Consider the following 11970-nt stretch of genomic DNA (forward strand, 5'->3'; position numbering starts at 1 on the left):
TTGCTGTTTGGTTCGGGGCGATAGGATGGTTATTTGCCAAATTCCAATACCTGAAAGGTTTTTGGAACCCGCTTAGGGCGTGCATTCGCCGTCGCCGCTTTTTCAAAATCGGCAGTAGGCAAAAACAAATGGTGGGTTTGGGTATCTAAGGCGATGGTTCTGGCGCCTGTTTTGGTGGCAATGGTTTCCTGTACCTCGAAACGTTGGGCGTTTAATTCTTTGACCACCGTTATATTGCCTTCGCCATTCGAACTGTAGGCGGTTTTGGTGGTTTCGTCGAAAACTACGCCATCGGCACCACCACCAATGGGTAAAACCGCCAATTCTTTGCCAGTGCCGGCTTCCATAACAATCATTACCTTGTTGCTGCAAACCGTAAACAATCTCGAGGTCGTTTTGTCTATGGCCAATCCGGAAGGTTCTTCGCCACCTTTGAGCTTGTATCTTGAAAGCACTTTAAAAGTATTGGCATCAAAACAGATAATTTCGCCGGTATCTTCCATGTTTACATAAATTTTGCCTTTGCCATCCGAAACACCGGTTTCGGGCTTGCCACCCAATGGGATGGTTGCTATCAACTTGTCGGTTTTAGGGTCGATAACGCTGGCATCCATGCTTTTGCCATTAAAAACAAATACCTTTTTAGAAAAGCTGTCGAAAAAGATGGCATCTGGATTTTGTTCAACGTTTACCTGTGTAATTACCGCGAAAGTTTTCAGGTCGAAAACCGTACAAGAACCCATTCTGCCATTGCTGGTATAGCCCTTGTTAAATTCGTTGGCTATGGCAATGCCGTGTACACCCTGGGTATTGCGGATGATGCCCACAGAATCGCCTGTGTTTTTATTGATGATGTTAACCTGATTGCCATGTGATACATACAATAAGCCATTCTTTTGGTCGATAGAGAGGTAGTCCCAGCCACCGTCGCTTTCAATTTTATGGACTTTGAGCAAATGAAGCCCGATTTTTTGTTGGGCAGTACCTAGCAGCGCGCAACCTAGCAAGACCACTAGCGAAAAAAATCTTTTTTTCATGAGTTTTTAATTTAAATCAACTCAAACATTCTGTAGCAATACTGTAGTAGAAAAAGCAATTCTTTTGGGCGTACTAGAGGATAATAATAATGCTGCCAGCCACCACCAGCAAGGCCCCGATCAGGGTTTTGGCTTCAATGGGTTCTTTCAAAATCAAGAAGGCCAAACCAAGGGCAATGGCAACACTGAGCTTGTCAATGGGCGCTACTTTCGAGACGTCGCCTTTTTCCAAGGCTTTGAAATAGAATATCCACGATAAGCCTGTGGCTACGCCCGAAAGTGCCAAAAAAATAAGATTTTGTTTGGTAAGCGTTTTAATCTCCTTGATTTCGCCGGTGGCCAATACAATTCCCCAGGCTATAAAAACGATAACCACCGTACGGATGGCCGTTGCCAGGTTGGCGTTGATGCCTTTGATGCCAACTTTGGCCAAAATGGCTGTGGCTGCCGCAAAAAAGGCCGAAAGCAGGGCATAGATTTTCCACATAACACTTCGGTTTTACTGATTTGCCTCAATTTACAAAAAATAACCGATGCCAAAGTTATATTGTGCCACAGGGCACCATTGGTTCTAGGTTTTCGGTCGATTTGGGCATTAAGCGACAGCTACAAAAAGGGAAGGGCAAATTGTTCTTGAATGGCACCGATCTTTTCAATAGCCCCAAAACCAAAAGAACGGTTATAGGCAATGGTTTTACGCTAAAAAGCACCTACTATTTAGAAACACAGGTTTTTAGATTAGGCTACAGCTATAAGTTTTAGCGATGGCTGATGATAACTTGTGCTTATAGGTTAAATATTTTTTAAAAAATTTATCATCTTGTCGGTATTTTTATATCTTTGCAGCCTTAAGAATTTATTCTTGAGCTCAAGATACCGATCGGGGTGTAGCGTAGCCCGGTATCGCGCCACATTTGGGATGTGGAGGTCGTAGGTTCGAATCCTGCCACCCCGACAAACGAAAGCCTCTTCTGCGAAAACAGAGGGGGCTTTTTTGTTTTGTCTGTCCAGCAACCTTGCCTGAAAAAAACAGGCAGATTCTAAGGCTGAAATTTAATATGGGTTTCCGAAATAATATGCCAACTTTTTATTAGGTTAGTAAATTCAGAATTACTACAAAATTGATACAGTAATTTGTTTTTTTAACAAGTAAAAATATGGGACGTCCCTCAAACCCTTCTCGTGTCCCTTTCATTGTATTTTCTGCTTGATGGTGGAATAGCATTTAATCCTTCAATCGTCCGAAACCACCCTAATTAAGGCGCAAACCAATCAGCACAAAAAATAATGGAGATAAATATTTTAAAGAACTACGCAAAACTCAAGCTGTCCTTGTTTATTTTACCCGTACTTTTGTTGGCTGCAATTGCTGCATTGCTGTATAGTTGGGGTGCCTTGGGCGTTAATCAATACATTCAGATCCAAAAATCCGGTTTCCTTTTTATTAACCACAGCCTGAGCCAATATCCCCATCTCCAATATAACCTTACGCAAATGGGAGATGCATCGATTTTTTTATCGTTTCTGGGTCTCTTTATTGTGTTTGCCCCAAAAATATGGGAATCTTTACTATCGGGCTTGTTGGTTTCTTGTGCATTTTCCAAGCTTTTAAAGTATATATTTGCAGTGCCGAGGCCTGCCGTAGTTTTAGATCATCATGATTTTGTGATCGTCGGAAAAACACTGACCGGGCACAACAGCTTGCCATCAGGACATTCGGTTACAATTTTTACGATACTTGCCGTGCTGCTTTTCTCATTGATGCCCCAAAAGCCGAAGCATAAGGTTTTGTGGTCTTTTTTTATAATCATCGCGGGATTGATCCTCGCGTTTACCAGGGTGGGCATAGGAGCACATTATCCGCTTGATGTTATAATAGGCAGTATTATAGGCTATATTGCGGGGCTTGCCGGTATTTTTATCAGCCGAAAATATAGGATTTGGGCATGGATCGGCGATAAAAAATACTATCCAATTATTGTTTTGTTTTTCCTGGTTTGCTGTATTTGCGCAATCAACAAAATCATTGACGAAAATTTGATCATTTTTTACCTTTCACTGGCGAGTTTGGTAGTTACACTATTTAAAGTTATTCATGTCTATGCTAAAGGCTATACTAAAAACTGAATTAAGGATAACTCATTTTGTTTTATTGATGAGTTTGCTGAATTTTTTATTTTTTCATTTTCCGTTTTATGCTTATGTTTTTAATCATATCGATTATAAAAGCCTGAGTAGTATGGTACTTATCGTCAGCCTGGTGGTCCTCATGCTGGTTACCAACGCCTTTGTTTTTTATCTGCTGTTTTTTCTGTCGCGGATTGTTGGAAAATCTTTGCTGGTCTTGTTTTTTGTCCTGAGCGCAGTTGCGGTTTACTTTGTAAACACTTATGGCGTGATCATCGACGAAAGTATGATTGGCAATGTGCTCAATACCAACTACCAAGAAGCCAGCAGCTTTTTTTCTGTAAAGCTTATCTTGTACATTGTTGTACTCGGTATAATCCCCGCCATCTACCTTATTAAGGTCAAAATAATAAATGTATCCTTAAAGAAGTTCTTTCTAACTTCTTCGTTAACGCTGTTGTTTATTGTCGTTTTGGTGTTTGCCAATGCCAGCAACTGGCTATGGATCGATAAAAATTCCAAACAATTGGGAGGCTTGGCAATGCCTTGGTCTTATGTTGTCAATATTTCACGTTTTTATATCCATGAGCAACAAAAAAATAAGAAAGAAATTTTATTGCCAAATGCCACCATCGGGGATAATGAGAAATCTGTTGTAGTGCTCGTGATAGGCGAGTCGGCTAGAAGCCAAAATTTTTCTTTGTACGGCTACAAGAAGAATACGAACCCGCTGCTTGCGCAAACACAGAATTTGTTTCATTTTAATGCCACATCCTGCGCCACGTACACCACTGCAGGCGTAAAATGTATTTTAGAACATACCAATAGCGACGATTTATACGAAATCCTGCCTAATTATTTATATAGGAATGATGTAGACGTTGTTTGGAGAACCACAAACTGGGGCGAGCCTCCGGTTCATATCCAAGAATACCAGAACCAAGAAATTTTGGGTAAGGATTGCAAGGGCGAAGGTTGCCAATACGATGAAGTGCTGTTAACCGGATTAAAAGAACGGATTTTGGCCAGCAAGAAAAACAAGATACTGATCGTGCTGCACACCAGTACAAGCCATGGCCCAACATACAGCAAAAAATACCCGCCACAATTTGAAACCTTTAAGCCCGTGTGCAACAGTGTTGAATTGGCCAACTGCTCTAAAGAAGAACTGATCAATGCTTATGACAATACCATTGTTTACACCGATTATATCCTTCACCGGGTAATTGAAGACCTGAAACAATTAAAAGCATACAAAAGCGCTATGCTTTTTGTGTCAGACCACGGCGAATCTTTGGGCGAAAAAAACCTGTATATGCATGGAGTGCCTATTAGTTTTGCACCTAAAGAACAATATGAGATTCCTTTTATAGTTTGGTATTCTGATAATAGTTCAAAACAGCTCAAGCCCAATAAAATGTTATCTCAAAACTATGTATTTCACAGTGTCCTGAATTTCTTAAATATTCAGAGCCCTGTTTACGATGAGAAAATGAGCATTTTTAAATAAATAGAGCCTCTTGTAAGCCGGTTTTTTGGAAAAGGCTTTGATGCGAACAAGTTTGCGCTGTTTGTTTAAAAGTCTATTTCCCGGCGAAGACATCCCTTTCTGGCAGCACGGCAATTCCCACGCGATGCAGGATCAGCGCTTCAGTACTTTGGGAAAACGATAATTCTAGCCAGGCATAATGGAGCTTGCCGTTTTTCTTAACTGCAAAAGCGAGGTATTTATGCGAAACCTCTTTCCATTTTCCCTGCCAATAATCATTACCCGACATGGTGATTACCTTTTCCGACAATAGAAGGTGCGTGGCATTGTACCAGGAGTGGTTAGCATAGCTGTTCTTTCCAATCGCATTTCCCGTATTTAACAATGGTGTTTGCTCGTTCGAATCTACCGGCGAATAAGTGAGAAATGCACCACTAAAATAAAATTGTTGGCAATCAACACGCTCTGCTGGCTTGCCAAGGTATTCGGTGTGAATGGCAAAATCGTTTACCCCGTCGTCATCCACATCGCAAGCATAGCTGTTGCCAAAAGTTATTCGTCTATCCTCCAGGTTCTTGTATTGCATTTGAGGAATGTTGTCCATCGGATTGGTAAGGTCAGACTTGTGGCATGAAACCGAGCATAACACAAATAAAGCGATAACTAGAAAATGTTTGTTCATGATATTACTCCTTGATGTTGGCTAGCGCTTTGGCGTAAAAGGGCTTTTCTTGTTCGGGCATTTTTTCCATCACGGCTTTCAGCGCCATTTGATGGGCTGTTGTAAGTGCTTTGGTGGCAGATACGGCTACATCTGGTTCAACACCGGTTCCTTCCCAGTTGGTGTTTGTAATTGGATTGATGGCTTTACCGGTTGGGATAAAAGCGAAAAATCCATTACCCAATTCGAAAACCTCGCCATCATTTGCGCCTCCACCGGTAGTTTCCCCTACTAATACTGCTTTGTGCTGTGTTTTAAGGTCGTAGGCCAGTTCTTCTCCGGCAGAGAAAGTTGAGTTGTTGATCAGGATAAATACGGGCTTATCAATGTATTTGCTGCCTTTCACCGGAACCGTCCAATATTCGTCGGTTTTGTTTTTTTTGCGGTAATAAAGGCTGTTGATCAGTACGGGCTTGTCGTCAAAGAAATAACTGGCCAGGTACTGCACCAGGTCGGGCTCTCCGCCTTGGTTGTTGCGCAGGTCAATAATCAAGGCATCGGTATTGGCCAGAAACATCATGGCGCCGCTACAGGTTTCGCCAACTTTGTTTACCGGACCAAAACCCTCTATTTTTAGGTAACCGACATTGCCTTCGAGAATATCTATTTTGGGTAGGCCGAGGTTAGCCCGTTTCATCTGGCGCATAAAAGATTCTTCCTGTGCTTGTGGTGAGGTTGGGGCAACCGGTTTTTTGGGGCTATACCATAAATTAAGGTGCTTGTCGTGCACCACCTCACGCAACTGCTCTGTTAGGAGTTTCGCCAGTTTTGCCGGTTCCTCAATTTGGTCATAACTGCCTTTCTTTTGCAATGCTTTGATGTTTTTTGATGCCTTTTGGGCAACATCGAGGAAGATATAATTGTCATTCAGTTTTTCAATCAAACTGTTAATCACCTGTTCTTTTTCTGTTTTGGTCAGCTTTACGGTTTGCCCAAAGAACTGAGCTGTGGTTAGCAGGATCATAATCGAGGTTAAAATGGTTCGCTTCATGTTTTTAGGGATATTCTTTAATTAAATTGTTGTAAGCTTTATAGTGTATAGGCCAGTTCAGGCATTTATGAATGCGCAAATATAAATAAAATATAATTGATATATCAAATATTGTTGTATCAATTTTTTGAATATAAAATGCGATATCTTTTAAAGTTGCTCAAGAGGTGTTCAGGCATTTGCCAGCGTGTAACCAAACTTTTTTTGATAAATTTATCCGATATAAGTCTGTAGATTTGGTGCCAAGATGTATACTCTTTTTATAAAAAACATGGTTTGCAGCCGCTGTATCCTGGTGGTACAGCAAGCGCTTGACAAGTTGGGCATAACTGCAAAAAGCGTTAGGCTGGGAGAGGTTGCATTAGCAAAGGAGTTGACGGCCACGGAGAAGAAAGTGCTGAATGGGGCCTTGGCACCCTTGGGTTTTGAACTGATTGACGACAAAAAAAGTCAGCTGATAGAAAAGATCAAGAATATCATTATCGGGCTGGTGCACTACCACGAACCCGATGCCAAGCGTAATCTGTCTGATATCTTAAGCGACGAACTGCAACACGATTACAACTACCTATCAAACCTGTTCTCTGAGGTAACGGGCACCACTATCGAAAAATATCTCATTGCCCAAAAAGTAGAAAAGGTAAAAGAATTATTGGTATACGATGAACTTTCGTTAAGCGAAATAGCCTATCGGCTCAATTATTCGAGCGTAGCCTACCTGAGCAACCAGTTTAAAAAAGTAACCGGACTTACACCGAGCCATTTCAAGCAGGTTAAGGCAGAAAAAAGAAAACCATTAGACGAGGTATAACCATTTGATGGGCTTGCCAATGCCTCGTACAGCCAAGATGTAAATGTTATAACTTTTTATCTAAATAGTGTAACATTCGGACACCTGTTTTTGGCCAATTTTGTATCGTAAATAAAACATACGATATATGGCAACTGGCGATAACGAAACCGTTTTTCTTCCCCTCGAAGATGTAGAAAGCGAACACTGTGCATTAATTGTTGACAAAGGACTGGCACAGGTAAAAGGCATCCGAACCCACAAAGTTGAATTGAATAACCGGAGGGCGGCTATTACAGTTAACGATGCCGAAGTAGTATCGGAAGCGGTTAAGGCTGTCAAAGATTTAGGCTATGGTGTTACGACCGTTAAACATGCTTTTCCGGTTTTGGGCATGACCTGCGCTTCTTGCGCCGGCAGCGTAGAAAGCATGGCAAAACACCAGCCTGGCGTAGTGAGTGCTTCTGTAAATTTTGCAACGGGCAACCTTAGCATTGAGTATCTGCCCAACATGACAGATGCTTTGAAATTACAAAAGGCAGTTCAGGCAATTGGCTACGATTTGCTGGTCACAGACGAGCGCGCGCAGCAGGAAACCCTGGAAGCCATTCACGAAGAGAAATTCAAGGCCCTAAAAACCAAAACCTTTTGGGCAGTGTTGCTTTCGTTGCCCGCGGTGATTATTGGCATGTTCATGATGGATATACCTTATGCCAACCAAATGATGTGGGCATTTGCAACGCCGGTAGTGTTATGGCTGGGTAAAGACTTCTTTGTCAATGCTTGGAAACAAGCCAGGCACCGTTCGGCCAATATGGATACCCTGGTGGCATTGAGTACAGGCATTGCCTATCTTTTCAGTGTATTCAACATGTTCTTTGCCGATTTTTGGCATCAACGCGGCTTACACGCCCATGTTTATTTTGAAGCGGCGGCGGTTATCGTAGCTTTTATTCTGCTGGGCAAACTGTTGGAAGAAAAAGCCAAAGGCAATACCTCGTCGGCGATTAAAAAACTGATTGGTTTGCAACCTAAAACGGTTACCGTAATACAGCCCGACGGAACCGAGATACAAACACCAATCGAAGCCATAGCCACCGGCGATACAATATTGGTAAAACCCGGCGAAAAAATTGCTGTCGATGGCCTGGTCATTTCGGGTAATTCGTATGTAGACGAAAGCATGCTGAGCGGCGAGCCGGTGCCCGTATGGAAAGCAGAGCACGAAAAAGTGTTTGCCGGTACCATTAACCAAAAAGGCAGCTTCAGGTTTAAAGCGGTAAAGGTAGGCAAAGACACTATGCTGGCTCAAATTATCAAGATGGTACAGGATGCGCAAGGCAGCAAGGCGCCTGTACAGAAGCTGGTCGATAAAATTGCGGGTGTTTTTGTACCCGTGGTAATGGGTATCGCCATTCTTACCTTTATGTTATGGTTAAGTTTAGGAGGCGATAACGGCCTGGTACAAGGATTGTTGGCTGCCGTTACGGTATTGGTTATTGCTTGTCCGTGTGCCTTGGGGCTGGCTACGCCTACAGCCATTATGGTAGGGGTAGGCAAGGGTGCTGAAAATGGCATCCTGATTAAAGATGCGGAAAGCCTCGAACTGGCCAAAAAAGTAAACGCTATCGTGTTGGATAAAACCGGAACCATTACCGAAGGAAAACCGGTGGTTACGGCTGTGAAATGGTTAAACAACGATCAATATGCCCAGGATGTTCTGTTCAGCATCGAAAAACAATCAGAACATCCTTTGGCCGAAGCGGTGGTTAAACACCTGGAAGAAGCTACGAAAAGCGTTTCTTTATCGGCATTTGATAGTATTACCGGTAAAGGAGCCAGAGCCGCCTACAACAACGAAACTTATTGGGTAGGCAACAAAAAACTACTGACAGAAAATCATATTTCCATCGCCGACGAACTGCAACGGGAAGCCGACGGTTGGGGCCGGGAGTCTAGGACGGTAATCTGGTTTGCCAACAGCAATAAAGCACTTGCCGTTATTGCCATCTCAGATAAGATCAAGGAAACATCAGTAGCTGCCATCAAGCAATTGCAAGCAATGGGCATAGCCCTTTATATGCTTACCGGCGATAATGAAGCAACAGCCAAAGCCATTGCCGAACAGACTGGCATTGGGCATTACAAGGCCGAAGTATTGCCGCAACACAAAGCCGATTTTGTGAAAGAACTGCAACAGCAAGGCAAAGTAGTAGCTATGGTGGGCGACGGTATCAACGACAGCACCGCATTGGCAACAGCCGATGTGAGCATAGCTATGGGCAAAGGGAGCGATATTGCCATGGATGTAGCCAAAATGACCATTATTTCATCTGATCTGACCAAAATACCGCAAGCCATCACTTTATCTAAACAAACAGTGGCTACGATAAAGCAAAACCTGTTTTGGGCATTTATCTATAACCTTATCGGTATTCCGATAGCGGCGGGCATTCTTTATCCGATCAATGGCTTCTTGCTTAATCCGATGATTGCTGGTGCAGCGATGGCACTAAGCAGCGTAAGCGTAGTAGGCAACAGCTTGCGCCTGAAATGGAAAAAATAGATACAGGATAAATCTTGAAACCCTAAAAATAACTTAATAAACAGCTTTGTGCTGGAAACCTAAATCACCAAAAATAACATGGAAAATGTAAAATTAAGCATACCCGATATGCAAAGTGCACACTGCCAATCGAGGGTGGGAGCCGCCATTAAAGACATCGACGGATTAAAAGTAGAAAAACTCACCAACGGAGAACTTGTTGCAACTGTTGATAGCGACGAGGTTAAAGAAGAATTGATAGCGGCGATTGAAAAAGCCGGTTATAAGGTAGGCAACGATCATAACAAAACATCCACTACGTTGGGCGGCTGCTGCAGCCACTAGGAAAAAATCGGATACTAGGGATGGGGTAGCTGCCATCCCTTTTGATTTTGAACGGATTTTAGTGAGAACGCCGTTGCAATTGAACAAATGAAAAACTATTTTTGACCTAGTGCATAGGCCTAAGATAAGGGTAGGCTTAAAAGAATTGTATGCCGTAAAACGTTAAAAACATGGAAAAGAAAAAAGCATCGTCATTTATTTTTGGCGTTATTGCCATTATTTTGGGATGTACATTATGGAAGCAATTCGACTTCGAAAATCTCCAGTTCGAACATACGGGGTTAGCTGTTATTTATGCCATTACCTTTGCCTTCTCGGTTTATGTACTGGTTAAAAACTATAGAAACCGAGCTGAGAAATAAAGAAAACAATTTTCTAACAGTAAAATAGCCGTTTTTTCTCCTCCGAAAAGGATAGATTTATATCCAGATTTCAAAACGAAATTAAGCTCTGAAAATGAAACTATTCTTTATGGCATTTGTCTTTTTGCTCATCATTGGTGATGCCAAGGCGCAATCAGCCTTGCCAGGTTATTACATTACCCAAAACAATGATACGGTTAAAGCCCAAATCAAAGTTAAAAAAGGTTTTTTTGGCCAAAAAACAAATGATTTTAATGAGGAAGTTGAAGTAGTCGATGATGCAAAAGGTACCATCAAATTCCTGCCTGCTGATATACATGGCTATGGCTTTTTTGCCGATGGCAAGCAATATGCTTTTGTATCGAAACCTATTAAAGACGGTAAAAAAAGTTCCTATCGCCCATTTATACAGGTCCTCAATCAAGCCTTTATATGTATGGCATCCAAACTGCCGGTGGCACATTTTCGACTAAGCAAGTATTTTATACCTTCGAAAAACCAGACCAAGCTTTTTTGTTTTTAAAAAACATGTTGAACAACAAATTCAGAGCCGACCTGAAGGAATTTTATAAAGATAATGCCGCTGCCCTGCAGGTTATCGATGCAAGATTTAAGTATTGGCTAGACCTAGACAAGGATCTCATGGCCTTGTTGATAAAAGCCAATACAAAATAATGCCGTAAAGGCATGTAAGTTGAGCCGTTGTTTGGCCGATGGACTTCTTTAAAAAACCTCCTGTCCAAAAGTAAGCAGGTTGTTGTCGGGATCGAGTATCGAAAATTCGCGTTGCATCCAAGGTTTGTGCTCCAGTTCGGTGCTATTCACATGCTGTGCCTTGGCTAACTGGAATTGGTTGCCAATATCGTTGGTACGGATATACACTTGTCCATAGTTTTCTTTGGGATCCAGTGCCTTAAATTCGAAAAAATGAATTTGGATATTGTCTTTTTCTACCATCAGGTAGCCATCGTAGTCGCCCCCAAATTGCTGAAAACCTAATTTGTTCAAGTAGAAATCTTTGGTAACGGCCTTGTCGCGCATGGGTAGCTTGGGATTGATTGCAGTAAGCATATTTTCCGGGTTTAATTGTCTAGAACCAAAGCTAATAAATCAACTTGTTATTTGCAAGTTAATTTGCTAGCTTTGAACAATGAAGCCACTTAAGGTAAGATCGGGTTGCCCCCTTAGTTCAGTCTTGGATATCATTGGCGACAAATGGTCGTTGCTTATTGTGCGCGATATTTTGATGAACGGCAAAAATACCTACAACGAGTTTTTAAGATCCAAGGAGAGAATAGCTACCAATGTTTTGGCCGATCGGCTATCGTTGCTCGAAACAACGGGCATTTTGGCTAGGGAAGAGCATCCGGAAAGCAAGGCCAAGATATTTTACCGTTTAACCGATAAGGGTATTGATCTTTTGCCTGTTTTGGTAGAGCTGATTTTATGGTCTAATGCGCATTTGCCTATTGATGAGGCCGCCAGGTCTTATGGTGAAGCACTGAAAAGGAATAAGGAAGCCATGATCGGGCAATTAATGGCGGCCGCGAGAAAGCAATAGGT

Annotated in this window: 15 protein-coding genes and 1 tRNA gene; 11 read left to right on the top strand and 5 right to left on the bottom strand. The window is 42.2% G+C overall.

The features are described 5' to 3' along the window. Positions 1-29: 29 nt before the first annotated feature. Positions 30-1037, bottom strand: a complete 1008-nt coding sequence (locus tag AC6H1S_RS07595) for a YncE family protein (RefSeq protein ID WP_497565743.1) — start codon at positions 1035-1037, stop codon at positions 30-32. Between the two features lie 73 nt (positions 1038-1110). After that, positions 1111-1524: an EamA family transporter gene (locus AC6H1S_RS07600; RefSeq protein WP_497565744.1), complete on the bottom strand. Its 414-nt coding sequence runs from the start codon at positions 1522-1524 to the stop codon at positions 1111-1113. A 20-nt stretch (positions 1525-1544) separates the two neighbouring features. Between AC6H1S_RS07600 and AC6H1S_RS07605 the strand changes: the two genes are divergently transcribed. From AC6H1S_RS07605 to eptA, 4 genes are all read left to right on the top strand, one after another. After that, complete coding sequence (locus tag AC6H1S_RS07605) at positions 1545-1799, top strand: outer membrane beta-barrel protein (protein ID WP_497565745.1); 255 nt, start codon at positions 1545-1547, stop codon at positions 1797-1799. 119 nt (positions 1800-1918) lie between these two features. Then, positions 1919-1992: transfer RNA gene (locus AC6H1S_RS07610), tRNA-Pro, on the top strand. 332 nt (positions 1993-2324) lie between these two features. Beyond that, the gene (locus tag AC6H1S_RS07615) at positions 2325-3164 is read left to right on the top strand and encodes a phosphatase PAP2 family protein (RefSeq protein WP_497565746.1); all 840 of its coding nucleotides are present in this window, start codon (positions 2325-2327) and stop codon (positions 3162-3164) included. Further along, positions 3139-4674: a phosphoethanolamine--lipid A transferase EptA gene (eptA, locus tag AC6H1S_RS07620; RefSeq protein WP_255530782.1), complete on the top strand. Its 1536-nt coding sequence runs from the start codon at positions 3139-3141 to the stop codon at positions 4672-4674. Before AC6H1S_RS07615 ends, eptA begins: the two co-directional genes overlap by 26 nt. Before the next feature lie 73 nt (positions 4675-4747). On the opposite strand, the gene AC6H1S_RS07625 is transcribed toward eptA, so the two are convergent. Both AC6H1S_RS07625 and AC6H1S_RS07630 read right to left on the bottom strand, forming a co-directional pair. Then, a complete protein-coding gene (locus tag AC6H1S_RS07625) occupies positions 4748-5335 on the bottom strand; it encodes a hypothetical protein (protein ID WP_497565747.1) in 588 nt (195 codons plus the stop codon). A 4-nt stretch (positions 5336-5339) separates the two neighbouring features. Then, positions 5340-6365, bottom strand: a complete 1026-nt coding sequence (locus AC6H1S_RS07630; protein ID WP_497565748.1) for a S41 family peptidase — start codon at positions 6363-6365, stop codon at positions 5340-5342. 271 nt (positions 6366-6636) lie between these two features. Between AC6H1S_RS07630 and AC6H1S_RS07635 the strand changes: the two genes are divergently transcribed. The 6 genes from AC6H1S_RS07635 (at position 6637) to AC6H1S_RS07660 (ending at position 11082) form a co-directional block, all read left to right on the top strand. After that, positions 6637-7176, top strand: a complete 540-nt coding sequence (locus AC6H1S_RS07635; RefSeq protein ID WP_497565749.1) for a helix-turn-helix domain-containing protein — start codon at positions 6637-6639, stop codon at positions 7174-7176. Between the two features lie 127 nt (positions 7177-7303). Next, positions 7304-9721, top strand: coding sequence for a heavy metal translocating P-type ATPase (locus AC6H1S_RS07640; protein WP_497565750.1), 2418 nt, complete (start codon positions 7304-7306; stop codon positions 9719-9721). Between the two features lie 78 nt (positions 9722-9799). Then, the gene (locus tag AC6H1S_RS07645; RefSeq protein WP_497565751.1) at positions 9800-10045 is read left to right on the top strand and encodes a heavy-metal-associated domain-containing protein; all 246 of its coding nucleotides are present in this window, start codon (positions 9800-9802) and stop codon (positions 10043-10045) included. Positions 10046-10215: 170 nt separating this feature from the next. Further along, positions 10216-10407: a hypothetical protein gene (locus tag AC6H1S_RS07650; RefSeq protein ID WP_497565752.1), complete on the top strand. Its 192-nt coding sequence runs from the start codon at positions 10216-10218 to the stop codon at positions 10405-10407. A gap of 94 nt (positions 10408-10501) precedes the next feature. Further along, positions 10502-10930 carry a hypothetical protein gene (locus AC6H1S_RS07655; protein ID WP_497565753.1) on the top strand — a complete coding sequence of 143 codons (429 nt, stop codon included), beginning with the start codon at positions 10502-10504 and terminating at the stop codon, positions 10928-10930. A 5-nt stretch (positions 10931-10935) separates the two neighbouring features. Further along, entirely contained in the window at positions 10936-11082 is a 147-nt protein-coding gene (locus AC6H1S_RS07660; protein WP_497565754.1) for a hypothetical protein, read from the top strand. A 48-nt stretch (positions 11083-11130) separates the two neighbouring features. Here AC6H1S_RS07660 and AC6H1S_RS07665 read toward each other — a convergent pair whose 3' ends face one another. Continuing rightward, positions 11131-11478 (bottom strand): bleomycin resistance protein, encoded by a 348-nt coding sequence (locus AC6H1S_RS07665; protein WP_497565755.1) that lies wholly within the window; start codon positions 11476-11478, stop codon positions 11131-11133. A 79-nt stretch (positions 11479-11557) separates the two neighbouring features. Here AC6H1S_RS07665 and AC6H1S_RS07670 point away from each other — a divergent pair, with 79 nt between their 5' ends. After that, positions 11558-11968 (top strand): winged helix-turn-helix transcriptional regulator, encoded by a 411-nt coding sequence (locus AC6H1S_RS07670; RefSeq protein ID WP_497565756.1) that lies wholly within the window; start codon positions 11558-11560, stop codon positions 11966-11968. Positions 11969-11970: the final 2 nt, after the last annotated feature.

The sequence above is a fragment of the Pedobacter sp. TM02 genome (assembly GCF_059705275.1).